The organism is Pseudomonas sp. LBUM1670, from assembly GCF_059695695.1.
Window position 1 is genome coordinate 883960 of record NZ_CP166783.1, and the last position, 24292, is coordinate 908251.

18 protein-coding genes and 1 pseudogene are annotated in these 24292 nt (G+C 59.0%); 4 read left to right on the forward strand and 15 right to left on the reverse strand.

Annotation, left to right across the window (positions count from 1 at the left end):
* Positions 1-129: 129 nt before the first annotated feature.
* Positions 130-2391 carry a TonB-dependent receptor gene (locus ACA073_RS03970; protein WP_497401800.1) on the reverse strand — a complete coding sequence of 754 codons (2262 nt, stop codon included), beginning with the start codon at positions 2389-2391 and terminating at the stop codon, positions 130-132.
* Between the two features lie 205 nt (positions 2392-2596).
* Here ACA073_RS03970 and ACA073_RS03975 point away from each other — a divergent pair, with 205 nt between their 5' ends.
* A complete protein-coding gene (locus ACA073_RS03975) occupies positions 2597-3277 on the forward strand; it encodes a Fe2+-dependent dioxygenase (protein ID WP_497401802.1) in 681 nt (226 codons plus the stop codon).
* Positions 3274-4041: a tetratricopeptide repeat protein gene (locus tag ACA073_RS03980; protein WP_497401804.1), complete on the forward strand. Its 768-nt coding sequence runs from the start codon at positions 3274-3276 to the stop codon at positions 4039-4041. Before ACA073_RS03975 ends, ACA073_RS03980 begins: the two co-directional genes overlap by 4 nt.
* Before the next feature lie 167 nt (positions 4042-4208).
* Here ACA073_RS03980 and ACA073_RS03985 read toward each other — a convergent pair whose 3' ends face one another.
* The 5 genes from ACA073_RS03985 to ACA073_RS04005 form a co-directional block, all read right to left on the reverse strand.
* Complete coding sequence (locus tag ACA073_RS03985; RefSeq protein ID WP_008024420.1) at positions 4209-5372, reverse strand: type III PLP-dependent enzyme; 1164 nt, start codon at positions 5370-5372, stop codon at positions 4209-4211.
* 496 nt (positions 5373-5868) lie between these two features.
* Positions 5869-7026 (reverse strand): osmoprotectant ABC transporter ATP-binding protein OsmV, encoded by a 1158-nt coding sequence (locus tag ACA073_RS03990; protein WP_497401806.1) that lies wholly within the window; start codon positions 7024-7026, stop codon positions 5869-5871.
* Positions 7023-7676: an ABC transporter permease gene (locus ACA073_RS03995; RefSeq protein WP_007942812.1), complete on the reverse strand. Its 654-nt coding sequence runs from the start codon at positions 7674-7676 to the stop codon at positions 7023-7025. Before ACA073_RS03995 ends, ACA073_RS03990 begins: the two co-directional genes overlap by 4 nt.
* A 12-nt stretch (positions 7677-7688) precedes the next feature.
* Entirely contained in the window at positions 7689-8597 is a 909-nt protein-coding gene (locus ACA073_RS04000; protein ID WP_497401808.1) for a glycine betaine ABC transporter substrate-binding protein, read from the reverse strand.
* Positions 8598-8615: 18 nt separating this feature from the next.
* Positions 8616-9332: an ABC transporter permease gene (locus ACA073_RS04005; RefSeq protein ID WP_497401810.1), complete on the reverse strand. Its 717-nt coding sequence runs from the start codon at positions 9330-9332 to the stop codon at positions 8616-8618.
* A 558-nt stretch (positions 9333-9890) separates the two neighbouring features.
* Here ACA073_RS04005 and ACA073_RS04010 point away from each other — a divergent pair.
* Both ACA073_RS04010 and ACA073_RS04015 read left to right on the forward strand, forming a co-directional pair.
* Complete coding sequence (locus tag ACA073_RS04010) at positions 9891-11474, forward strand: peptide chain release factor 3 (protein WP_497401812.1); 1584 nt, start codon at positions 9891-9893, stop codon at positions 11472-11474.
* A 336-nt stretch (positions 11475-11810) separates the two neighbouring features.
* Positions 11811-12056, forward strand: a complete 246-nt coding sequence (locus tag ACA073_RS04015; RefSeq protein ID WP_497401814.1) for a hypothetical protein — start codon at positions 11811-11813, stop codon at positions 12054-12056.
* Positions 12057-12233: 177 nt separating this feature from the next.
* Here the strand turns inward: ACA073_RS04015 and ACA073_RS04020 are convergent, their stop codons facing one another.
* The 9 genes and pseudogenes from ACA073_RS04020 to ACA073_RS04060 form a co-directional block, all read right to left on the reverse strand.
* A complete protein-coding gene (locus ACA073_RS04020; protein WP_497401816.1) occupies positions 12234-13214 on the reverse strand; it encodes a peptide ABC transporter ATP-binding protein in 981 nt (326 codons plus the stop codon).
* On the reverse strand, positions 13214-14182 hold the full coding sequence (locus ACA073_RS04025; protein WP_084318076.1) for an ABC transporter ATP-binding protein: 969 nt from the start codon (positions 14180-14182) through the stop codon (positions 13214-13216). Before ACA073_RS04025 ends, ACA073_RS04020 begins: the two co-directional genes overlap by 1 nt.
* 10 nt (positions 14183-14192) lie before the next feature.
* On the reverse strand, positions 14193-15104 hold the full coding sequence (locus ACA073_RS04030) for an ABC transporter permease subunit (RefSeq protein WP_497403980.1): 912 nt from the start codon (positions 15102-15104) through the stop codon (positions 14193-14195).
* A 13-nt stretch (positions 15105-15117) separates the two neighbouring features.
* Positions 15118-16128: an ABC transporter permease subunit gene (locus ACA073_RS04035; protein WP_007942802.1), complete on the reverse strand. Its 1011-nt coding sequence runs from the start codon at positions 16126-16128 to the stop codon at positions 15118-15120.
* 74 nt (positions 16129-16202) lie between these two features.
* Positions 16203-17798 (reverse strand): ABC transporter substrate-binding protein, encoded by a 1596-nt coding sequence (locus ACA073_RS04040; protein WP_497401819.1) that lies wholly within the window; start codon positions 17796-17798, stop codon positions 16203-16205.
* Positions 17799-17877: 79 nt separating this feature from the next.
* Positions 17878-19254: an OprD family porin gene (locus ACA073_RS04045; protein ID WP_497401821.1), complete on the reverse strand. Its 1377-nt coding sequence runs from the start codon at positions 19252-19254 to the stop codon at positions 17878-17880.
* 170 nt (positions 19255-19424) lie between these two features.
* Positions 19425-21026, reverse strand: coding sequence for an ABC transporter substrate-binding protein (locus ACA073_RS04050; RefSeq protein ID WP_497401823.1), 1602 nt, complete (start codon positions 21024-21026; stop codon positions 19425-19427).
* A 308-nt stretch (positions 21027-21334) separates the two neighbouring features.
* Complete coding sequence (locus ACA073_RS04055) at positions 21335-22960, reverse strand: ABC transporter substrate-binding protein (protein ID WP_497401825.1); 1626 nt, start codon at positions 22958-22960, stop codon at positions 21335-21337.
* Between the two features lie 259 nt (positions 22961-23219).
* Positions 23220-23402 (reverse strand): annotated as a pseudogene (locus tag ACA073_RS04060) (ABC transporter substrate-binding protein); the annotation flags it as partial.
* Positions 23403-24292: the final 890 nt, after the last annotated feature.

Consider the following 24292-nt stretch of genomic DNA (forward strand, 5'->3'; position numbering starts at 1 on the left):
GGGGCCTTGCGCGTCCCTGTAGGAGCGAGCTTGCTCGCGAAGGTCGTCAACGATGACGCGACCAACCTGACACCCCGCGTCGCTCTCGAGTTTTTCGCGAGCAAGCTCGCTCCTACAGTGGTCGGGCGATCAGAAGTGGAAGTTGGCGCTCAGCAGGGCGGTACGACCCGGCGCCACGTGGGCGTAGTGGTTCTGCAGTATCTGGTCGAAGTAACGCTTGTCGGTCAGGTTCTGTACGTTGAGTTGCAGGTCGACGTTTTTGGTCAGGCGGTAGCTGGCCATCGCGTCGTAACGCCAGTAGGACGGAATCTCCACCGAGTTGGCGATGTTGCCGAACTGCGAATCGACGAAGGTGGCACCGGCGCCGATGGTCAACTTGTCCGGTACCAGGTCGTAGGTCGACCAGAACGTGAAGTTGTTCTGCGGGGTGCTCGGCATGTGGTTGCCTTCATCGGCGGCGAGGGTGGTTTTGACCACTTCGCTTTCCATGTATGTGTAGCCGCCGAAGACCCTCCAGTTACGGGTCAGCTTGCCGCTGTAGCTCAGCTCCAGACCGTTGACGGTTTGCTCGCCGTCCAGCACTTGCGTGGTGCTGCCATCCGGATCGTCGATACGGGCGTTGGTTTTTTCGGTGCGGAACAGTGCAGCGGTCAGCGACAGGTCATCACCGAAGAAGTCCCACTTGGTGCCGATCTCGTAGTTGCGGTTCTTTTCCGGGTCCAGATTGCTGTTGTTCGCCGCCAGTTCCAGGCTACCGTTACCACTGCTTTCACCCGCCGGGTTGCTGGAGGTCGAGTAGGCCGCGTAGATACTGCCGTTTGGCAACGGGTTGTAGACCACGCCGATCTGGTAGTTCACCAGGTCGCTGGTGTTCTCGCGATCAAAGCTCCCCGCCGGTGTGGTACGGCCAGCGTTAGCGTAGCCGCTGGATTTGACCTGGTAGTTGTCGTAACGCAGGCCCAGGTTCAGCGACCATTGTTCGTTGAACTTCAAGGTGTCGAACACATAAGCGGCGGCGGTTTTCGTATCGGTATCGGTGAAAGCATTGCTGTCGGTGATCCTGCCGTTCCAGTTATCCCCAGGCGTCGGATTGTACAGGCTGGTGCAGTCGCCGGAGCGGAAGAGGGCAGGGTTGCACGTCGTGCCGCTGGCGGCCGACGTCAGGATGTACGGGCGGTTGTGGGTGTCTTGATAAGAGAACTCAAGACCGGTCACCAGGCTGTGTTCAATGGTGCCAGTGTCGAATTTGGCGCTCAGGTCGGTCTGGTTGATCCAGCCGCTGGACGTCGAATTACGGGTCTTGGCGCCACGGTACACACTGCCCTGGGCGACGTTGCCCTTGCTGTCGTCCGGGTTGGTGACGATGTAGTCCAGGGTCGAACGGGACATGCGGAAGCTGTTGGACACGGTCAGGGCATCATTCAGATCGTGCTCGATCTTGATGGTGCCGCTGTCATTGGTGGTTTCGCGATAGTCGCGATGGGTCAGGCCGTAGAAATTGTCGCGGTCGACATGCGCCGGTTTGTCGACGTTGTACTTGCTGCGGGCCGGGTTCAGGGTCAGCGGAATGCCGTAGTCCGGCATGTCGTCGGTTTCGACGTGGTAGTAGCCGACGCTCAGGCGGGTATCGGTGCCCAGACCGAAAGCGAACGTTGGCGCCACACCCCAGCGGCTGACGTCCACGGTGTCACGGCCGGCGACATTGGCTTCGTGTTTCATCAGGTTCAGACGGAAGGCCGAGGTGTCGGTCATCTGCTGGTTCAGGTCAAGTGTGGTGCGCTTGGTCTGATCCGAACCCCAGGTGAAGCCGCCATTGTAGAAACTGCCCAGTTTGGCGGTCTTGCTCACCAGGTTCAGGCTGCCACCGGTAGAGCCTGCGCCGGTAAAGGCCGAGCCCGGGCCTTTGCTGACTTCGATCGATTCAACGTTGAAGATTTCGCGGCTCTGGGACGCCGGGTCGCGCATGCCGTCGACGAAGGTGTCGCTTTCAGCGTTGAAGCCACGAATGATCGGACGGTCGCCCGCCGGGTTACCGCCTTCGCCAGCACCGAAGGTGATGCCCGGCGTCGTGCGCAAGGCGTCGACGAGACTGGTAGCGCCCGTGTCGCGGATCACCTGCTGCGGAATCACGGTGACGCTTTTCGGGGTTTCGCGCAGCGGTGCGGTGTATTTCTTGTTGGCTGAGGTATCGGTCTTGTAGGAGGTATCGTCCTGGGCTTCGCCGGTGATAGCGGTAGCGCCCAGGGAAATCACGTTGCCCGGTGCTTTTTCGTCGGTTTTTTCAGCCGCGAAAACCATGTGGCCCGCGGAGCTGGCAGTGATCGCCACGCCAATTGCAGAAGCGAGTAAACGCGGTGAACTGGCCGGTAATTGTAGTTGTTGGCGTGACATGTGAATTCCCCTCCCCAAGGATTTGAGGCCGCGGAATATAGGGTAGATGCATCTACGTATCAATTGCGAAACGTTACTATTCGCACTGAATTTACATTCTTTACAATTTATCCTTACGGTTTTTGGTCTTTCGTTCGTCACGGGGTTTTACAGGGTCAATAAGAATCAATACCATTAACGCCCCTTTGCCTTCAGGTGTTTCCCCATGCTGCTGCACATCCCCGGCGTGTTCGCTAAAGAAGAAGTGCAGCGCATCCGCGAGGCTCTGGAGCAGGCGGATTGGGCGGACGGAAAAATAACCGCCGGTTACCAGTCGGCCAAGGCCAAGCACAATCTGCAACTGCCGGAAGGTCATCCGCTGGCCCAGGAAGTCGGTGCGGCGATGCTGGAGCGGTTGTGGAAAAATCCGCTGTTCATGTCCGCGGCGTTACCGCACAAGGTTTTTCCGCCGTTGCTGAACTGTTACACGGCGGGTGGCAGTTTCGACTTTCATATCGACAACGCCGTGCGTCAGCCCAAAGGCAGCATCGAGCGCGTGCGCACGGACCTGTCGGCGACGCTGTTCTTCAGCGAGCCTGAGGAGTACGACGGCGGTGAACTGGAAATCCAGGACACCTTCGGCACCCAGCGCGTGAAGTTGCCCGCCGGCGACATGGTCCTGTATCCCGGCACCAGCCTGCACAAGGTCAATGCCGTCACCCGTGGCACTCGCTATGCCTCATTCTTCTGGACCCAAAGCCTGGTCCGCGAAGACAGCCAGCGCGCGCTGCTGTTCGAGATGGACGGGGCGATCCAGCAGCTGACGCAGGACATGCCGGATCACCCATCGCTGATCCGCCTGACCGGCACTTATCACAACCTGCTGCGGCGTTGGGTCGAGGTATGAGTTTTCAACTACGCCGCGAAGAAGTGCTCGACGGCGATCAGCTCAAAGCCATGCTCAGTGAAAGTCCCGCTCGCGCGGCTCAGGCGATTCTGATCGCTGCCCGCGAAGGCGTGCTCGATGCTCAGGCATTGCTTGGGCAGATTCTGCTGGATGGGCAAGGCATTGAACTGGATCAAAAACTGGCGGTGCGCTGGTTCCAGATAGCCGCGCAACGCGGGCACTTGATGGCGCGCAACATGCTCGGCCGTTGTCATGAACATGGCTGGGGCTGCGAGGCCGACGCTTCAGTCGCTGCGGGGCATTATCGAGTCGCCGCCGAAGCCGGACTGGATTGGGCGATGTACAACTACGCCAATCTGCTGGCGACCGGACGCGGCGTGATCGAGGCTCAGTCTCAAGCGCTGAAGCTTTATCGCCGCGCGGCAGAACTGGGCCATGCAAAGTCGATGAATCTGTTGGGACGTTATCTGGAAGAGGGGCGGGTTTGTCCGGCAGATCCGCAAGCTGCTCGTGATTGGTATCGACGTTCGGCAACTGGCGGGGATTTTCGTGGGCAGTTCAGTTATGCCGCGGTGCTTGCGGATGAGGGAAACGTCGAGGAAGCGCTACACTGGCTGCGCAAGGCGCTGGCCGGTGGCAATCTGAATTTCCTGCGGGTGGCGAGTCAGACGTTGTTGAACGCAACCCAGCCGCAAGTTCGCGCCCTGGCAACCGATTATGCCCAGCGGTCTGCCGAACTCGAGCTGAAACTCACGCCTCTGTAGGAGCTAGCTTGCTAGCGATGGATTAAAGAACGCCGCGTTCCGTCAGCATGCAGGCGTTATCGTTAACGACCATCGCAGGCAAGCCAGCTCCTACAGGGAGCGGCGTTTTTCAGACACAAAAAAGCCCATGACACGTCATGGGCTTTTTGATTTCTACCTGCAGCGTTTTACACGTAGAACGATTTCAGCGGCGGGAAGCCATTGAATTCAACCGCGCTGTAACTGGTGGTGTAAGCACCGGTCGACAACCAGTACAAACGATCACCAATCGCTAGGTTCAGCGGCAGGCCGTACTTGTAGTTCTCGTACATGATGTCGGCGCTGTCGCAGGTCGGGCCGGCGATGACCACTTCTTCCACTTCGCCTTTCTTCTCGGTCCAGATCGGGAACTTGATGGCTTCGTCCATGGTTTCGATCAGGCCGGAGAACTTGCCCACATCCGTGTACACCCAGCGCTCGACGGCGGTACGGGATTTACGCGCCACCAGTACCACTTCGCTGACCAGGATGCCGGCGTTGGCGATCAACGAACGGCCCGGCTCCAGGATGATTTCCGGCAGGTCGTCGCCGAAGTCTTCCTTGAGGAAACGGATGATTTCTTCAGCGTAGGTTTCCAGGCTGTTGGTGCGGGTGATGTAGTTGGCCGGGAAGCCGCCACCCATGTTGATCAGCTTCAGGTGGATGCCGTCTTCTTCTTTCAGGCGTTCGAAGATCACTTTGACCTTGGCGATCGCCGCGTCCCAGACGCTGATGTCGCGCTGTTGCGAGCCGACGTGGAACGAGATGCCGTAAGGCACCAGGCCCAGATCGCGAGCGAGGATCAGCAGGTCCATGGCCATGTCGGTCTGGCAGCCGAATTTGCGCGACAACGGCCAGTCAGCGGTGGTCGAGCCTTCGGTGAGGATACGCACGTAGACTTTCGAACCCGGTGCGGCCTTGGCGATGTTGCGCAGGTCGGCTTCGGAGTCGGTGGCATACAGACGCACGCCCTTCTCGTAGAAGTAGCGAATGTCCTTGGATTTCTTGATGGTGTTGCCGTAGCTGATGCGATCCGGGCCGACGCCCTGGTTCATCACTTTGTCGAGCTCGTAGATCGACGCGATGTCGAAGTTCGAGCCTTTCTCTTTGAGCAGGTCGATGATTTCGACGGCCGGGTTGGCCTTGACCGCGTAGTAGACCTTGGCGAATTCGAAACCGGCGCGCAGGTCGTCATAGGCCTGGCTGATCATCGCGGTGTCGATCACCACGAACGGGGTTTCTTGTTTGTCGGCGAAGGCCTTCATTTTCTGGAAGGTATCGCGCGCGAAATAGTCTTCGACGTTGATCGACATACTTGGGAGCTCCTACTGGCAAACGTTAGTAATCAATGGGTGCAAATGAACGTCCTCCGTATCCCCACTTTGGTTCGCCTACTTCCCAAGGCATGTCGCCGAAAGCAAAAAGGCCACGGGAGGCGGTGCTTCCCTTGGCCTTGCTGTCTCGTCGTCAGTACTTGAGCCGGATGGATCGTTTCCAGCATGGACGTTCGGCGCGAACTTTAGGGCGTGAGGGGCTTGAGATCAACAAAAAATGTCGCGTTTTTGCACGCTTCCGTCGTGCGGTCCCTGACAGTTACTGATGTAACCGACCTGCATGACAGTGTGATGTTCCCCGGATGGGCATTTTTTGAAGGGAGCTGCATTGCCTTTGTGGCGAGGGAGCTTGCTCCCGCTGGGCTGCGAAGCGGCCCCAAAATCTGGCAATGCGGTTCTACAGAAACACCGCATCGGCTGACTTGCGACTGCTTCGCAGCCGAGCGGGAGCAAGCTCCCTCGCCACAGGGGGCGGTCAGGCCAGTGCCGTCTCCGCAGGAGAAACAATACTGGTCTTGCCCCCACGAGACTTGCCGGAACTCAAATACTCGGCAATCGACTCCTGAGTCACCTCCCCGAGGAACACCCGCTCGGCATCCATCACCGGCAACCACGAGCGATTGAACTCGTACATCCGCGACAACAGAATGCGTAAATGCTCGTCGTACGCCGCCGTGGCGTTGAACTCACGCAAGTACTGTGCGCAAGTCCCGGTCTGACGGTGCAGGTCGCGACGTCGTACATAACCCATCGCTTTGTTCGCACCATCAGTGACGACGACATAACGACGGTCCAGTTCGTCCATCAATTCCAGCGCCTCGGCTACCGGCGTTTCCGGGCTGACCGACGGTGCGTTGTCCGCCGCGTCTTCGGCCTTCACCAGTAACAGACGCTTAAGCGTGCTGTCCTGGCCGACGAAGTTGCTGACAAAGTCATCCGCCGGGTGCGCGAGCAGCGTATCCGGGTGATCGATCTGCAACAGCTTGCCGGCGCGGAAGATTGCAATTTTGTCGCCCAGCTTGATCGCCTCGTCGATGTCATGGCTGACCATGATCACGGTCTTGTTCAGCGCGCGTTGCATCTCGAAGAACTCGTTCTGAATCATCTCGCGGTTGATCGGGTCGACCGCGCCGAACGGTTCATCCATCAGCAACAGCGGCGCATCCGCCGCCAGTGCGCGAATCACCCCGATCCGCTGCTGCTGGCCACCGGACAATTCACGCGGATAGCGAGTCAGGTACTGCTTGGGCTCAAGCTTGATCATGCTCATCAACTCGCGAGCGCGGTCGTGGCATTTCTGTTTGTCCCAGCCCAGCAGGCGCGGAACGATGGTGATGTTTTCTTCGATGGTCATGTTCGGGAACAGACCAATCTGTTGAATCACATAACCGATGTTGCGACGCAGGGTCACGGCGTCGAGGTCGGTGGTGTCTTCGCCGTTGATCAGGATCTTGCCCGAGGTCGGTTTGATCAGGCGGTTGATCATCTTCAGCGTGGTGCTTTTGCCGCAGCCCGATGGCCCGAGGAACACGCAGATTTCGCCTTCGTTGACGGTTAGGCTGACCGAGTCCACGGCTTTCACGTCTTTGCCGTTGCTTTGGAAGGTCTTGCTGAGGTTTTGAAGTTCGATCATTTCAGGAGTCCTTTTGGAGTCAGCGTGCGTTGCAGCCATTGCAGAAGCAGGTCGGCGAAGATGGCCAGGAGACTGACCAGCACGGCGCCGACGATCAGCATCGACATGTCGCTGCGGCTGATGGAAGCGAGAATGAGGACACCGAGGCCACCGGCGCCGATGGTCGCGGCGATGGTCATGACACCAATGTTCATGACCACGGCGGTGCGCACGCCGGCGAGGATCACCGGCACGGCGATCGGCAGTTCGACCATGCGCAGGCGCTGGCCGAAGGTCATGCCGATGCCGCGTGCCGCTTCGCGAATGCCCGGTTCAACGCCAGTCAGGGCGAGGTAGGTGTTACGCATGATCGGTAGCAGCGAGTACAGAAACACCGCCGTAATCGCCGGCATCGGACCCAGGCCCTGACCGAACTTGGAGTAGAACGGCAGCAGCAGGCCGAACAGGGCAATCGACGGCACGGTCAGCAGCACCGTGGCGCTGGCTTGCAAGGGGCCGGCAAGCGTCGGGAAACGCGTCATCAGAATGCCCAGCGGCACGCCGACCAGAATCGCCAGGGTCACGGCGATGCCGACCAGAGTGATGTGCTGCCAAGTCAGGTGCAGCACCAGCGGCCAGTCGAGATGGGAAAAGGCGTTCAGAAATTCCATGGCTTTTCCTCCTTAGTTGATTGGATGCTGGCGCAGGAAATCGGCGGCAACGGATGAAGGGCTTTCGTGATCGACATCAACCCGCGCGTTGAGCTGGCGCATGGTTTCGTCATCGAACAGTTCGGCCAGCGGTTTGATCTCTTGCGCCAGTTTCGGATGGGCATCGAGGTAAACCTGACGCACCACCGGCGCGGCGGTGTAGTCCGGGAAGTAATGCTTGTCGTCTTCAAGCAGTTTCAGTTTGAAGGCGTTCAAGCGACCGTCGGTGGTGTAGACCAGACCGGCGAACACCTGGCCATTGCGCAGGGCGGTGTAGACCAGTCCCGCGTCCATCTGGCGGATGTTTTTGCGGGTCAGGTTCATGCCGTAGAGATCGACCATGCCGTCCAGACCGTCGGAACGGTTGGCGAACTCGGTGTCCAGCGCGACGAGGTGATGGGTCTTCGCCTCAGCCTGCATCACCATGTTCAGTTCGCTGATGGTGTTGATCTGCGGGTAGGCCTTCGCGGTTTTTTCCGGCAGGGCCAGGGCGTAGGTGTTGCTGAATTTCGACGGGGTCAGCCAGATCAGGCCTTTTTTCGCGTCGAGTTCTTTCACCTTGGCGTAGGACTGAGCGCTGTCGAGTTTTTCGGTGACATGGTTGTAGGCCACCAGCGACACGCCGGTGTATTCCCACATCAGGTCCAGTTGGCCACTTTCGTGAGCGCTGCGAGCGAGGTTGCTGCCCAGACCGCCGGTCACTTGAGTGTCGTAACCCTTGGTGCGCAGGTATTGGGAGGTGATTTCCGCGAGCAGGGTTTGCTCGGTGAACACCCGGGCGCCGATGCGGATGACCGGTTTTTCAGCGGCTTGGGCCAATCCTGCGAACAGCAGGGCGCAGCCTAGTAAAAAGCCGAAGCTCTTTGGAAAGTAAGTCTTCATGAGTATTCCTTTGCAGGCTTAAGACGGGCGCAAGCCGCGTTCGAGCCAGAGGCGGCTGGCGAGTGTCACCAGGCCGTCGAGCAGCAAGGCCAGCAGGGCGGTGCAGGCCGCTCCGAGCAGCAGTTGCGGCTGATTGTTCAGGGCGATGCCGGGAAAAATCAGGCTGCCCAGGCTGTTGGCGCCAATCAGGAACGCCAGCGGTGCCGTCCCGACGTTGATCGCCAGCGCCACACGCACGCCACCGATGATGATCGGCACCGCGTTCGGCAGTTCGACCCGCCACAGCACCTGAGTCGGCGTCATGCCGATGCCGACGGCCGCTTCCTTCAGCGAACCCTGAACATTTTTCAGGCCTTCATAGGTGTTGCGCACGATCGGCAACAGCGAGGCGAGGAACAGGGCGAAGATCGCAGGGCCGCTGCCAATGCCCAGAATCCCCAGAGCGATGGCCAGTACGGCGAGAGGCGGCACGGTGTTGCCGATGTTGAAGATCTGCATGAAGCGTTCGGCGCGTCCAACCATGGTCGGGCGGCTGAGGAAGATGCCGGCGGGTAAGCCCACAACGAGGGCGGCCAGCATGGAAGCGAGGACGAGCATCAGATGAGCTTGCAGGTAAAACAACAAATCGTCGCGGTAATGTTCGATCGTGTTGATGCCGATCCAGTGGACCAGCAGGGCCAGAAGGGCGACGACAACCGCACCTCCTGTCAGCCCTTTGCCATAGCGAATAGCCACAGGCGGACTCCTTTTTTCTTTGTCGGCGAACGCAGTCCCGCTTGGCATGCCATTCCTGGCTGCCGGGATTATCAACGTTCGCGAGAAGCAGCTCTTAATGCCGAACGCGTTTCCCTGTAGGAGCGAGCTTGCTCGCGAAGAACGTGCAGGCAACGCGTACATTCAGGTACCAAGCGTTATCGTTGACGTCCATCGCGAGCAAGCTCGCTCCTACAGGGGGAGTACGTGCGGCTTATCGAGCCATAAGCGCAGCCTCGTCAGGCTAACTTGCTGATTTTTCAGCCCCTGGTACGAGTGCTGTAACAGGGGAGTGGACGTCTGCACCTTTTAAAAGGTTCCATAATTAACAGCGATAGCCACCGTAGGAGCTGCCGAAGGCTGCGATCTTTTGATCTTGATCTTCAACGGTTTTGAAAAAATCAAGATCAAAAGATCGCAGCCTTCGGCAGCTCCTACAGTGTGATCAGTCGCTTGGCGACCACTACGGACGGTGGTCCGTAGGTTACTTTTTAAGCTATACTCGCCGCCCTTTTTTGAATCACCGCCAGGCGATTTCCCATGACCAAACAGGCCGCCGAAGTCGCGAAACGCCGCACTTTCGCCATTATTTCCCACCCCGATGCCGGTAAAACCACCATCACCGAGAAGCTCCTGCTGATGGGCAAGGCGATTGCGGTTGCCGGCACGGTGAAGTCTCGCAAGTCCGACCGCCATGCCACTTCCGACTGGATGGAAATGGAAAAGCAGCGGGGTATTTCGATTACCACGTCGGTCATGCAGTTTCCGTATCGCGAGCACATGATCAACCTGCTCGACACCCCGGGCCACGAAGACTTCTCCGAAGATACCTACCGCACCCTGACCGCGGTGGACTCGGCGTTGATGGTCCTCGACGGCGGTAAGGGTGTAGAGCCTCGGACCATCGCCCTGATGGACGTTTGCCGTCTGCGCGACACGCCGATCGTCAGCTTCATCAACAAACTCGACCGTGACATCCGCGACCCGATCGAACTGCTCGACGAAATCGAAGCGGTCCTGAAGATCAAGGCCGCGCCGATCACCTGGCCGATTGGTTGCTACCGCGACTTCAAGGGCGTTTATCACCTCGCCGACGACTACATCATCGTGTACACCGCCGGTCACGGCCACGAGCGCACCGATGTGAAAATCATCGAGAAGCTCGACTCCGATGAAGCGCGCGCGCATTTGGGCGACGAGTACGATCGCTTCGTGGATCAGCTGGAACTGGTGCAGGGCGCCTGCCACGAATTCAATCAGCAGGAATTCCTCGACGGCCAACTGACGCCGGTGTTCTTCGGTACGGCGCTGGGCAACTTCGGTGTCGATCACGTGCTCGATGCTGTGGTCAACTGGGCGCCGAAACCGCTGGCCCGTGTCGCCAACGAGCGCACCGTGGAACCGGTCGAAGAAAAATTCAGCGGCTTTGTGTTCAAGATCCAGGCGAACATGGACCCGAAACACCGCGACCGTATCGCCTTCATGCGTATCTGCTCCGGCAAATACGATAAGGGCATGAAGATGCGCCACGTGCGCACCGGCAAGGACGTGCGGATCGGCGATGCCCTGACGTTCTTCTCCTCCGAGCGTGAGCAACTGGAAGAAGCGTTTGCCGGCGACATCATCGGCCTGCACAACCACGGCACCATCCAGATCGGCGACACCTTCACCGAAGGCGAAGTCCTGGGCTTCACCGGTATCCCGCACTTCGCCCCGGAACTGTTCCGTCGTGTGCGTCTGCGTGACCCGCTGAAATCCAAGCAACTGCGTCAAGGCTTGCAGCAATTGGCGGAAGAGGGCGCCACCCAGGTGTTTTTCCCTGAGCGCAGCAACGACATCATCCTCGGCGCCGTCGGCGTGCTGCAGTTCGATGTGGTCGCCAGCCGCTTGAAAGAGGAATACAAGGTCGAGTGCTCCTACGAGCCGATCACCGTGTATTCCGCGCGCTGGATCGATTGCGACGATAAGAAGAAGTTTGAAGAGTTCCGGGTCAAGGCCGTGGAAAACCTTGCGGTCGACGGCGGTGGTCACCTGACCTACCTGGCCCCGACCCGCGTCAACCTGGCGCTGATGGAAGAGCGCTGGCCGGACGTGAGATTCCGTGCGACGCGTGAGCATCATTAAGCGCTGAGCTGCAAAGCAAAAACCCCGGTCGTGAAAGCACCGGGGTTTTTATTGCCCGTCACAAATCCCTTGTGGGAGCGGGCTTGCTCGAGAAAGCGGTGGACCAGTCGACTCAATGTTGAATGAATCACCGCTTTCGCGAGCAAGCCCGCTCCCACAGGGGATCACCATTGTTAGTGGGTTCGGAGCTAACGCTTATTCCAAACCAATCTCCCCGCTCATTGCATTTCCCGCGCATCGTTAGGGTCCTATTTGGAGAACCCGGCCAATCGGAACTGGATTTCAATCAGTGCCGTCAGTCCCAGACGTTTCACCTGCAAAAGGATGGAATCAGCCATGAGCATTTTTCAACGCATTGTGTTGTTGCTGAAGGTTTTGGTAGTGCTGTCCGTTGGCATGTCCGCCGCATGGGCGGAATGCCCGGATCATGGTGAGCAGGCTTCGAGCGGGCCGGTGACACACACCGCGCTGATGATCGCCAAGTCTGCATCCGAGCCAGGCGACCAGGGCCAGGGCGGCAGCGCGGATGATGACGACTCGACCACTGATGAGCCGGACACTGATGAAGATGAAAGGGCCTAGCTAAATAGCAGGCAAAAGAAAACCCCTTCTCCCCGACTGATGCGCAGCCAGGGCAGAAGAGGTTTTTGAACAGGACGCCTATCCCTGTGGGAGCGGGCTTGCTCGCGAATGCGGTGTGTCAGTCAGTATTACCGTCACTGACACACCGCTTTCGCGAGCAAGCCCGCTCCCACATTGTTACGCCGCGCCGTCGAGGAATTGCTCGGCGTAGTGGCAAGCCACCTGGCGGTTGTCGAGCAGGCGCAAGGCCGGCTCTTCCGTGCTGCAGCGTTCGGTCGCGTATGGGCAACGCTTGTGGAAAGCGCAGCCCGATGGCGGGTTCAACGGGTTGGGCAACTCGCCGACGATCTTGATTTTCGGCTTGTTCGGGTCCGGGTGAATGGTCGGGGTGGCCGACAGCAACGCCTGGGTGTACGGGTGAAGCGGGCGCTCGTAGATGTCGTTCTTCGGGCCCATTTCCACCGGGCGACCGAGGTACATCACCATCACGTCATCGGCAACGTGCTGCACCACCGCGAGGTTGTGGGAGATGAACACGTAGGCCGTGTTGAACTCTTGCTGCAAATCCATGAACAGGTTCAGCACCTGCGCCTGGATCGACACGTCCAGCGCCGAGGTCGGCTCATCCGCCACCAGCACTTTAGGCTGCAGCATCATCGCGCGAGCGAGGGCGATCCGCTGGCGCTGACCGCCGGAGAACATGTGCGGATAACGCTGATAATGCTCAGGGCGCAAACCCACCTGCTTCATCATCGCCTGCACTTTCTCGCGACGTTCCGAGGCGCTCAGGTTGGTGTTGATCAACAGCGGTTCGGCCAGTTGATCACCGACTTTCTGCCGCGGGTTCAACGAGGCGTACGGGCTCTGGAACACCATCTGCACGTCTTTACGCAGTTGCTTGCGTTGAGCCTTGTCAGCACCGGCAACTTCCTGCCCGGCGATTTTCAAGGAACCGGAGGACGGTTCTTCGATCAGCGTCAGGGCACGGGCCAAAGTGGATTTGCCGCAACCGGATTCGCCTACAACGGCGAGGGTCTTGCCGGCTTCCAGCTCGAACGACACACCGTTCAGCGCGCGAACGGTCGCATGGCCCTTGAACAGGCCACGGGACACTTCGTAGTGACGGGTGAGGTCGCGGGCGGTAAGTACGACGGCCATTACGCCACCTCCTGGTTCAGCGGGTAGAAGCAGCGGGCGAGGCTGTTGCTTTTCGGGTCGAGGGCCGGACGTTGCGCGCGGCAGTTGTCCTGCACATACGGGCAGCGCGGCGACAGCAGGCAGCCTTGCGGACGGTCATAACGACCGGGAACGATGCCCGGCAGCGTGGCCAGGCGCGTGGCGCCGAGGCTGTGTTCCGGAATCGCCTTGAGTAGCGCTTCGCTGTACGGGTGCGCCGGAATGTCGAACAGTTGTGGCACCTGACCGACTTCGACCGCCTGGCCGGCGTACATCACGCACACACGCTGGGCGGTTTCAGCCACGACCGCGAGGTCGTGAGTGATCAGCACCAGGCCCATGTTCTGCTCTTTCTGCAACGCCAGCAGCAGGTCCATGATCTGCGCCTGAATTGTCACGTCCAGTGCGGTGGTCGGTTCGTCGGCGATCAGCAGTTTCGGCTCGCCGGCAATTGCCATGGCGATCGCAACACGTTGGCTCATGCCGCCGGACAGTTGATGCGGGTAGGCGTCCATACGGCTGGCGGCGCCCGGGATTTCAACTTTTTCCAGCAGTTCGATGGCGCGGGCGCGAGCTTGCTTGCCGGACATCTTCAGGTGCAGACGCAGCACTTCTTCGATCTGGAAACCGACGGTGTAGCTCGGGTTCAGCGCGGTCATCGGGTCCTGGAAGACCATGGCCAGGTCTTTGCCGACGATTTGCCGACGCTGACGGTTGCTGAGCTTGAGCATGTTCTTGCCGTCGAAATTCAGGGCGTCGGCGGTGACGATCCCCGGATGTTCGATCAGGCCCATCAGCGCCATCATGGTCACGGATTTACCGGAACCCGACTCGCCAACGATGGCCAGTACTTCGCCCTTGTCCACGGAGATGTCGAGCCCGTCGACCACCGGAACGGCGTTCTTGTCGCCGAAGCGAACGTTGAGATTCTTGATTTCTAACAGTGACATTTGAATCTCCTCAGGCGGCGTTCTTGAGTTTCGGGTCCAGCGCATCGCGCAGGCCGTCGCCCATCAAGTTGATTGCCAGCACGCTGAGCAAAATGGTCAAACCAGGCAGACTTACCACCCACCAGGCGCGTTCGATGTAGTCGCGAGCCGAAGCCAGCATGGTGCCCCACTCAGGCGTCGGCGGTTGTACGCCAAGGCCGAGGAAGCCCAGTGCCGCGGCATCGAGAATGGCCGAGGAGAAGCTCAGGGTCGCCTGAACGATCAGCGGCGCCATGCAGTTCGGCAGCACGGTGATGAACATCAGGCGCGGCAGGGTGGCACCGGCCAGGCGCGCGGCGGTCACGTAGTCGCGGTTCAGCTCGCCCATCACCGCAGCGCGGGTCAGACGAACATAGGACGGCAGGGACACCACGGCGATCGCGATCACGGTGTTGATCAGGCCAGGGCCGAGGATGGCGACAATCGCCACGGCCAGCAGCAGGGACGGCAGGGCCAGCATGATGTCCATCAGACGCATGATGGTCGGGCCGAGCAAGCGCGGGAAGAAGCCGGCGAACAGACCCAGCAGGATGCCCGGGATCAGCGACATGACGACGGACGAGAGGCCGATCATCAAGGACAGGCGCGAACCATTGATCAGGCGCGACAGCAGGTCGCGGCCCAGTTCATCGGTGCCGAGCAGGAACTGGATCTGCCCACCTTCCAGCCAGGCCGGCGGGGTCAGCAGGAAGTCGCGGTATTGCTCGCTCGGGTTGTGCGGGGCAACCCACGGCGCGAAGATCGCGCAGAAAATCACCAGCAGCATGAACATCAGGCCGGCAACGGCACCTTTGTTGCGGGAGAACGCGTGCCAGAATTCTTTGTACGGGGACGGGTAAAGCAGGCTTTGATCGACTGCTACCGCTGGAATTGGAGTGGTCATGGTCATGATGATCTCAGCGCTGATGACGGATGCGTGGGTTGGCAAAGCCGTAGAGGATGTCCACCACGAAGTTGACCACAATCACCAGGCAGGCGATTAACAGGATGCCGTTCTGCACCACGGGATAGTCCCGGGCGCCAATGGCTTCGATCAGCCATTTGCCGATGCCGGGCCACGAGAAGATGGTTTCGGTCAGAACCGCACCGGCCAGCAATGTGCCGACTTGCAGGCCGACCACGGTCAGTACCGGAATCAGCGCGTTGCGCAGGCCGTGAACGAACACCACGCGCGACGGCGACAGGCCTTTGGCGCGGGCGGTACGGATGTAGTCCTCACGCAGCACTTCGAGCATCGACGAACGGGTCATCCGCGCAATAACAGCCAGCGGGATGGTGCCGAGCACGATGGCCGGCAGGATCAGGTGGTGCAGCGCATCGAAGAACGCACCGACGTCATCGGCCAGCAGCGTGTCGATGAGCATGAAGCCGGTGCGCGGCTCGATGTCATAGAGCAGGTCGATCCGCCCGGACACCGGGGTCCAGCCCAGGGACACTGAGAAGAACATGATCAGGATCAGGCCCCACCAGAAGATCGGCATCGAATATCCCGCCAGGGAGATGCCCATCACCCCATGGTCGAACAGGGATCCTCGCTTGAGTGCCGCGATCACCCCGGCCAGGAGGCCCAGGATGCCGGCGAACAACAGGGCGGCCATGGACAGTTCCAGGGTCGCGGGGAATAGAGAGGTGAATTCGGTCCAGACGCTTTCACGGGTACGCAGGGATTCACCCAGATCGCCGTGAGCCAGTTTGCCAATGTAATCCAGGTATTGGGCATACAGCGGTTTGTTCAGACCTAGGCGTTCCATTGCCTGAGCATGCATTTCGGGGTCGACTCGTCGTTCGCCCATCATTACTTCCACGGGGTCGCCTGGGATCATGCGAATCAACGCGAAAGTCAGCAAGGTGATGCCGAAGAACGTGGGGATCAGTAACCCCAATCGGCGGGCAATAAAACTAAACATCTTTTGGTGTACCTCATCAGCCGGTTAGGCGTGCCTGGTGTCCCTGGAGTCAGGGACACCGGGAGTTTTCTTATCTACTTCACCTGTGTGGTGGCGAAGTTATTAGTGGTGAGCGGGCTAATGTGATAGCCCTCTACGTTGTTGCGCATTGCGGTGAACATTCTAGTGTGTGCCATGCTGATCCATGGCTGGTCCTGATTAAAAATAACCTGGGCCTGTTCGTATAGCGCTGCCCGCTCGGCCGGATCGGTTTTTTCACGGGCCTGGTCGATCAGCGCCTGGAACTTGTCATTGCACCAGCGTGCATAGTTTTCGCCGTTCTTCGCGGCTTCGCAACTGAGCATAGGCGTCAGGAAGTTATCCGGGTCGCCGTTATCGCCCGCCCATCCGGCGGAAACCATATCGTGCTCGCCGTTTTTCGCGCGTTTGAGCATTTCGCCCCATTCCATCACGCGGATGTCGATCTTGATCCCGACCTTGGCCAGGTCAGCCTGCATCATCTGCGCGCCGAGCATCGGGTTCGGGTTGGTCGGACCGCCACCGTTGCGGGTGAACAGGGTGAAAGTGGTGCCTTCCGGTACACCGGCTTCCTTGAGCAGGGCGCGGGCCTTGTCCAAATCACGGGCCGGATTTTTCAGGCTGTGATTGTAACCCAGCAGCGTGTCCGGGAACGGGTTGACCGCTACGGTTGCATTGCCTTTGCCAAACAGCGCGTTGACATAAGCTTCTTTATCGAAGGCGATGTCGATGGCTTTGCGCACCCGCACGTCACTCATGTACTTGTGCGTGGTGTTCATGGCGATGTACGAAACGGTCATTGCGTTCAGTTCATCGACGCTCAGTTTGGCGTCTTTCTTGATGCTCGGGATGTCATCCGGCTTCGGATACAGCGCCACCTGGCACTCGTTGGCCTTGAGCTTTTGCAGGCGCACGTTGTTGTCGGTGGCGATGGCCAGGATCAGCGAATCTGCTGGTGGCTTGCCACGGAAGTACTCCGGGTTGGCCTTGAAGCGAACCTGGGCGTCCTTGGCGTAACGCTGGAAAATGAACGGGCCGGTGCCGACCGGTTTGCTGTTCAGGTCGCCGGTCTTGTTCGCCTTGAGCAGTTGATCGGCGTACTCGGCGGAGTAGATCGAAGAGAACGCCATGGCGATGTCGGCCAGGAACGGTGCTTCGCGGCGGGTCAGGGTGAAGGTGACTGTGTTGTCGTCGATCTTCTCGACGCTTTTCAGCAGGTCCTTGAAGCCCATGCTTTCAAAGTACGGGAAGCCCACGCTCGACAGTGTGTGCCACGGGTGTTTCGGGTCCAGTTGGCGCTGGAAGCTCCAGACCACGTCGTCGGCGTTCATGTCGCGGGTCGGCTTGAAGTATTCGGTGGTGTGAAACTTGACGCCTTTGCGCAGGTGGAACGTGTAGGTCAGGCCGTCCTCGCTGATGTCCCAGGACTCGGCCAGCGCCGGAATCACGTCCGTGGTGCCGGGCTTGAAGTCCGCCAGGCGGTTGAAGATGGTTTCGGCCACTGCATCGGCTGTGACTGCAGTCGTGTACTGAACCATGTCGAAGCCTTCGGGGCTGGCTTCGGTACAAACCACCAGGGGTTTGGCCGAGACGCCAACGGCAACACTCAGCAACGCGGCAGCGATGGCCGCACGTAGGGGAAGCATTTTCATCAAGAACCCTCTGCAATCGGTTGAACAGGAAAAAACCGAACGGCCGACTCGTCATGAGTCAGCCGTCGGCTGGCGCTTTTTACAAAATTTTGAACGGGATGGTGGTCACGAGACGGAACTCGTTGATGCTGCCGTCAGCCTGGTTATCGCTGGCGCGGTGGGTGGTGTAGGAAGCGCGAACTGTGGTGGCCTTGAGCGGACCGCTCTGCACGGCGTACGAAGAACCGATGCCGTATTCATAGTGGTTCTCGCCGTCCATCTTGCGCACGTCGTAGGCGGTGCCGGTGTAGTGCGTACCGTCGATGCCCCAGCCGCGAGCCTGGTAGATGTTGAACTTCAGGCCTGGCACGCCGTATTCAGCCATGTTCAGGCCGTAGGCGACCTGGAAGGACTTCTCGTTCGGGCCGTTGAAGTCCGACAGCAGGGAGTTGGCCAGGTAGATGCCGTTGGTTTCATGCAGGTAGTCGAAGTACTCGTTACCGTTCACTTCCTGATAAGAGAAAGTCAGGCTGTGGGCTTGGTGAGTCAGGCCCAACGACAGCGAGTAGGCGTCGTTGTCGATCTCACCCATCAACTTTTTGCCTTCGTCGACGGTTTTGTAGTAGTTCAGGCCGGTGGTCAGGCTCAGGATCGAGCTGTCGCCCAGTTCGTGAGAGGCGCCGAAGTAGTACTGGTTCCAGAAGTCTTCGACGTTGGTCGCGTACAGGCTGGTTTTCAGGCTTTTCAGCGGCTGATAGTTCAGACCTGCGGTGTGTACGTGGTCGGTTTCAGCGCCGTTGTTAGTGTACTCAGAGCTGAATTTCGACAGGCTCTGCTCGGTACGAGGCGATACGCGGTCGAAGGTGCCGAGGTCGAACGACAGGTTGTCGAACTCTTCGCTGTGAATGGCCACACCTTCAAAGCTCGAAGGCAGCGGACGGTTGCCGATGACGTCGACGATCGGGCTGCTGAAGTTCATGCGGCCGGCGGTCAGCGTGGTGTTGGAAACGCGGGCCTTGACGTTGGCCAGGCCCAATTTGCTCCACTGATCCACAGCGTCGCCGTTGGTGTGAGCCAGGGTACGGTTGCCACCGCCCTTGATGTCTTCGCGGCTACGATCCAGTGCAGTGGCGTTGTAAGCAGCGACTTCGGTGCTGAAACCCACGGTGCCTTGGGTGAAACCCGAGGTGTAATTCAGGATGGTGCCTTGAACCCAGTTGATACGGCGCGTGCCGGTCAGGGTTTCGCCGTGGCGCTCGTATGAGTAGGTTTTGCCTCGCTTTTTAACTTCGTTGGCGTACCAGTTACGGGTGGTGCCCGACAGGCTCTGGCCATCAATGAAACCCTTGGCTTCCGACTGTGCATTGGTGCTTGCCAGTTGGGTCGGAACGAAGTCCTGGCTTTGGGATTCTGCGTAGGCCGTGGCGGTGACGCTGCTGATGGCCAGGGCCAATAACGCGGTGCTGCTCAGTTTCATGGGGTGAAGCTCCTTTCTTTCTTTTTTAATGCCGGTCTTTTTTGGTGATCCGACTATTTGGTTTCTAACTCAAACAGGGCATCGCAAACGTTTGCTGTTGGCCGGATAGGCGAATTAAGGCAACACGCTTGCGTGAGGGCGGAATCCGCCCCCAGCGTTTGGCTAATCGGTTATTGGTCGATACTGACGCCCGAGAACACGTTGCGGCCGAATGGACTCACTTTGAATCCTTCGACTTTGGCGCTTAACGGCTGATTGACCGTCGAGTGGGCGACAGGCGTGATCGGCACTTGTTGCTTGAGCAACTGCTGAGCCTGTTTGTAGAGCACGGTGCGCTGGTCACGATCGGTGACGACCTTGGCCTGCTTGATCAGCTTGTCGTAAGCCGGATCACACCATTGGGAATAGTTGTTGCCGCCAATGGCGTCGCAGCTGTAAAGCGTGCCGAGCCAGTTGTCCGGGTCCCCGTTGTCACCGGTCCAGCCAATCAGGCTGACGTCGTGCTCGCCATTCTTGGTGCGCTTGATGTACTCGCCCCATTCGTAGCTGACGATCTTCACTTTGAGACCGATTTTCGCCCAGTCCGCCTGGAGCATCTCGGCCATCAACTTGGCGTTCGGGTTGTAAGGGCGCTGAACCGGCATCGCCCACAAGGTGATTTCGGTGCCTTCCTTCACGCCGGCAGCCTTGAGCAGTTCCTTGGCCTTTTCCGGGTTGTAGGCTGCGTCCTTGATAGTTTCGTCGTAGGACCATTGGGTTGGCGGCATGGCGTTTTGAGCCAACTGCCCGGCACCCTGGTAAACGGCATTGAGAATGCCTTGCTTGTTCACCGCCATGTCCAGCGCCTGGCGCACTTCGAGCTGGTCGAACGGCTTGTGGCGCACGTTGTAAGCGATGTAGCCGAGGTTGAAACCGGGCTTTTCGATGAGCTTGAGTTTGGCGTCGTTCTTCAGTGCCTCAACATCGGCAGGGCGCGGGTGCAGGGTGATCTGGCACTCGTTGGCCTTGAGCTTCTGCACCCGCACCGACGCATCGGTGTTGATGGCGAAAATCAGGTTGTCGAGCTTGACCCGGCTCGGGTCCCAGTACTGCTTGTTGCCGCTGTAACGGATGTTGGAATCTTTCTGGTAGCTCTTGAACACGAACGGCCCGGTGCCGATCGGCTTCTGGTTGATGTCGCTCGGCTTGCCTTCGGCGAGCAGCTTGTCGGCGTATTCGGCGGACAGGATGGCGGCGAAGCTCATGGCGATGTTCTGGATGAACGCGGCGTCCACGCTGTTGAGCGTCATGACCACGGTCAGCGGCCCGGTCTTTTCGACCTTGGCGATATTCTTGTTCAGGCTCATCCCGTTGAAGTACGGGAATTCGGTTGGATAAGCCTTACGGAAAGGTTGCTGCGGATCGAGCATGCGATTGAACGTGAACAGCACGTCGTCGGCGTTGAAATCGCGGGTCGGCGTGAAGTACTTGGTCGTGTGAAATTTCACCCCTTCGCGCAGGTGAAAGGTGTACGTGAGGCCGTCCTCGGAAATATCCCAGCTCGTTGCCAGACCTGGTATGACGTTGGTGGCGCCTTTTTCGAACTCTGCCAGTCGGTTGTACAGCGGCTCGGCGGCGTCGTTATCGGTCGCGGTCGTGTACTGCGCGGTGTCGAAGCCAGCCGGGCTGCCTTCGGAGCAGAACACCAGGCTGTTATTGGCGGCCTGGCTAATGGAAGTGGCGGCCAGCAGGCCGGTGCCCAGCAATGCGGATAAAACCAAGGTGTGGCGCATGACGCTCCCTTTTCTCTTTCGCTAAGTGTTTTCAATGCGCCGCCGTCCCGTCCGGGGACGTGGAGGCATCACTGATCTCAAACCATGAAGTGCAGCAATAACCGAGAACCCACGAATGCACTGGTCAGATCCCGACGGTATGAGCGGCGGGTCTGGCAGTAAATGCGAAAAGTCCTAAAGACTCGTAGGAAAGGTCAACGCGTCCGATACCGCTGCTGTAGTACTCGGCGGAAATGGATGTAGGTTGTTTCCTACTTTCTCGGCAGATAAAACAACGGCGACGTCAAGGACGTCGCCGTTGCCAAATCTTATTTGCTGACGCTGACGCCGTAGAAGGAGTTCAAGCCGAACGGGCTGATCTTGAAATCCTGCACTTCGTTGCGCATGGGTTGGAACACCGTCGAGTGAGCGATAGGTGTCATTGGAACGGCGTCTTTGAGGACGTGTTGTGCCTGCTTGTACAGTTCAGTGCGCTTGCCCTGATCGGTCGTGCGCTTGGCTTCTTTCACGATGCCGTCAAACTTCTTGTCGCACCACTTGGAGAAGTTGTTGCCCTGCAGCGAGTCGCAACCGAACAGTACGTTCAGCCAGTTGTCCGGGTCACCGTTGTCGCCGCTCCAGCCAATCAGCATCGCGCCGTTTTCACCGCCTTTGGAGCGCTTGATGTACTCGCCCCACTCGTAGGTCACGATCTTGGCTTTGATGCCGATCTTGGCCCAGTCGGACTGCAGCATTTCTGCCATCAGCTTGGCGTTCGGGTTGTAAGGACGCTGCACCGGCATTGCCCACAGGTTGATCTCGGTGCCTTCCTTGACGCCGGCTTCCTTGAGCAGCTCCTTGGCTTTCTCAGGGTTGTACGGCGCATCTACGATGGTGGTGTCGTAAGACCACTGGGTCGGCGGCATGGCGTTGACGGCCTTTTGACCTGCACCCTGGTAAACCGAGTCGATGATCTGTTGCTTGTTGACGGCCATGTCCAGTGCCTGACGCACTTTCAATTGAGCCATCGGGTTCGGCTGATCGCTGCCCTTGATCTTGTCCATCACGTTGTAGGCGATGTAACCCAGGTTGAAACCAGCCTGGTCAGGCACCTTCAGGGTCTTGTCTTCTTTCAGCGCCTTCAGGTCGGCCGGACGTGGGAACAGAGTGATCTGGCACTCGCCCTTCTTCAGCTTCTGGATACGCACCGACGGGTCGGTGGTGATGGCGAAAATCAGGTTGTCGATCTTGACGTCTTCAGGCTTCCAGTAGTCCTTGTTCCCGGTGTAGCGGATGTTGGAGTCTTTCTGGTAGCTCTTGAACACGAACGGACCAGTGCCGACCGGCTTCTGGTTGATGTCGGCGGCTTTGCCTTCTTTCAGCAGTTGAGCGGCGTACTCGGCGGACTGCACCGATGCGAAGCTCATGGCCATGTTCTGGATGAACGCAGCGTCAACTTCTTTGAGGGTAAACTTGACGGTCTTGTCGTCGACTTTGTCGATCTTGGCGATGTTGGTGTCCATCGCCATGTCGGTGAAGTACGGGAATTCGGTCGGGTACGCCTTACGGAACGGGTCATCCTTGTTAATCATGCGATTAAAGGTGAACAGCACGTCGTCGGCGTTGAACTCGCGAGTCGGCTTGAAGTACGGGGTGGTGTGGAACTTGACGCCTTCACGCAGGTGGAAGGTGTAAGTCAGGCCATCATCGGAGATGTCCCACTTGGTCGCCAGACCAGGAATCACGGCGGTGCCGCCGCGCTCGAACTGGGTCAGGCGGTTGAACATGGTTTCTGCAGAGGCGTCGAAGTCGGTTCCGGTGGTGTATTGACCAGGATCAAAACCGGCCGGGCTCCCTTCGGAGCAAAACACCAGGTTAGTCGCCGCTTGGGCGAAAGGTGCGGCAGCTAACAAGCTGGCGCCGACTAAAAACGGAATGACCGCGTGTTTGAGCATGTTGGCCTCATGATTTGTTGTCATTTTTGGAATTAGAGGACGACCTCGTGAGCCGTGCCTGCGGATACTTATGCAGGGGCCATACCCATTGCAAGATCCTGAATGGTTACAAGCCTTAAACAGTGGCACGTACGTACCTTAATGTCGCATTTTTATAAATTGACGCGCATTTGACCGTTTGCGCAGGTTTTTTTGGGTGCAAGCCCTGCACTGGTGGGGGGCGAGCGCGGCGTCTGATGCACCCCGTTGGGGCGTGGTGTTACTTATTTATACCCACTTTGTACTAGGGGTGGGGCCGAGCGGAGTGATCTTGGAGCCGGTGATGTCCTTGCGCAGTGGCTGGAATACCTTCGGGTGTGATAGGTACTTGTTGCTTAAGGATTTGTGTCTGTTGGTACAGATTGACCCACTGGTGTTTGTCAGTGGACACCTTGGCGGCCTGGTAGCCGGCCAGGTTCTTGCTGTGGGTGTACATATCCGTTCCTGCGGTAACGGCTGCTATTGGTTTCGCCTTTACGGCGAGTCACTTGGAAGAGCCCCAAGTAACCAAGGGCTTTTGCCCCTTTCGTTCGGTGCCTCGCTAGTGCTCGGCATGCCCTCGCTCCGGTCCTGCTCCGTGGGCCCGCCGCGATCGGCCATCCATGGCCGTGCGCGGCTAACCCGGCATCCATGCCGGGTTACCCACTACGCAGAACCTCCACTCGGCCTCTCGAGGGGGCGGTGCATCCAGATCAAAAGCTGCAGGCGAGCTAACGCTCGGCCTGATGAGTGGTGAAAAGCAACAGCCGTACCCCGATCCACTGTGGGAGCGAGCCTGCTCGCGAAGGCGGCCTGACAGCCGACCAGATTTTCGCTGATGCCCCCGGATCCTGTAGGAGCTGGCTTGCCTGCGATGGCGGCCTGACAGCCAACCAGGTTTTCGCTGATGCCCCCGGACCCTGTGGGAGCTGGCTTGCCTGCGAAGGCGGCCTGACAGCCGACCTGATTTCTGCTGATGCCCCCGATCCTGTAGGAGCTGGCTTGCCTGCGAAGGCGGCCTGACAGCCGACCTGATTTCTGCTGATGCCCCCGGATCCTGTAGGAGCTGGCGTGCCTGCGATGGCGGCCTGACAGCCAACCAGGTTTTCGCTGATGCCCCCGGACCCTGTGGGAGCTGGCTTGCCTGCGAAGGCGGCCTGACAGCCGACCTGATTTCCGCTGATGCCCCCGATCCTGTAGGAGCTGGCTTGCCTGCGATGACGGCCTGACAGCCGACCCATCTCTCTCAGATGTCCGCTGGCCCTCTGTGGGAGCGAGACCGGCTTGCCGGCGAAAGCTGCGGTGCGATCACCG

What these genes read in the sequence shown, in the direction of transcription:
- ACA073_RS03970 (WP_497401800.1), bottom strand. Translation starts at nt 2,391, where the DNA reads ATGTCACGCCAACAACTACAATTACCGGCCAGTTCACCGCGTTTACTC.
- ACA073_RS03975 (WP_497401802.1), top strand. Translation starts at nt 2,597, where the DNA reads ATGCTGCTGCACATCCCCGGCGTGTTCGCTAAAGAAGAAGTGCAGCGC.
- ACA073_RS03980 (WP_497401804.1), top strand. Translation starts at nt 3,274, where the DNA reads ATGAGTTTTCAACTACGCCGCGAAGAAGTGCTCGACGGCGATCAGCTC.
- ACA073_RS03985 (WP_008024420.1), bottom strand. Translation starts at nt 5,372, where the DNA reads ATGTCGATCAACGTCGAAGACTATTTCGCGCGCGATACCTTCCAGAAA.
- ACA073_RS03990 (WP_497401806.1), bottom strand. Translation starts at nt 7,026, where the DNA reads ATGATCGAACTTCAAAACCTCAGCAAGACCTTCCAAAGCAACGGCAAA.
- ACA073_RS03995 (WP_007942812.1), bottom strand. Translation starts at nt 7,676, where the DNA reads ATGGAATTTCTGAACGCCTTTTCCCATCTCGACTGGCCGCTGGTGCTG.
- ACA073_RS04000 (WP_497401808.1), bottom strand. Translation starts at nt 8,597, where the DNA reads ATGAAGACTTACTTTCCAAAGAGCTTCGGCTTTTTACTAGGCTGCGCC.
- ACA073_RS04010 (WP_497401812.1), top strand. Translation starts at nt 9,891, where the DNA reads ATGACCAAACAGGCCGCCGAAGTCGCGAAACGCCGCACTTTCGCCATT.
- ACA073_RS04015 (WP_497401814.1), top strand. Translation starts at nt 11,811, where the DNA reads ATGAGCATTTTTCAACGCATTGTGTTGTTGCTGAAGGTTTTGGTAGTG.
- ACA073_RS04020 (WP_497401816.1), bottom strand. Translation starts at nt 13,214, where the DNA reads ATGGCCGTCGTACTTACCGCCCGCGACCTCACCCGTCACTACGAAGTG.
- ACA073_RS04025 (WP_084318076.1), bottom strand. Translation starts at nt 14,182, where the DNA reads ATGTCACTGTTAGAAATCAAGAATCTCAACGTTCGCTTCGGCGACAAG.
- ACA073_RS04030 (WP_497403980.1), bottom strand. Translation starts at nt 15,104, where the DNA reads ATGACCACTCCAATTCCAGCGGTAGCAGTCGATCAAAGCCTGCTTTAC.
- ACA073_RS04035 (WP_007942802.1), bottom strand. Translation starts at nt 16,128, where the DNA reads ATGTTTAGTTTTATTGCCCGCCGATTGGGGTTACTGATCCCCACGTTC.
- ACA073_RS04040 (WP_497401819.1), bottom strand. Translation starts at nt 17,798, where the DNA reads ATGAAAATGCTTCCCCTACGTGCGGCCATCGCTGCCGCGTTGCTGAGT.
- ACA073_RS04045 (WP_497401821.1), bottom strand. Translation starts at nt 19,254, where the DNA reads ATGAAACTGAGCAGCACCGCGTTATTGGCCCTGGCCATCAGCAGCGTC.
- ACA073_RS04050 (WP_497401823.1), bottom strand. Translation starts at nt 21,026, where the DNA reads ATGCGCCACACCTTGGTTTTATCCGCATTGCTGGGCACCGGCCTGCTG.
- ACA073_RS04055 (WP_497401825.1), bottom strand. Translation starts at nt 22,960, where the DNA reads ATGCTCAAACACGCGGTCATTCCGTTTTTAGTCGGCGCCAGCTTGTTA.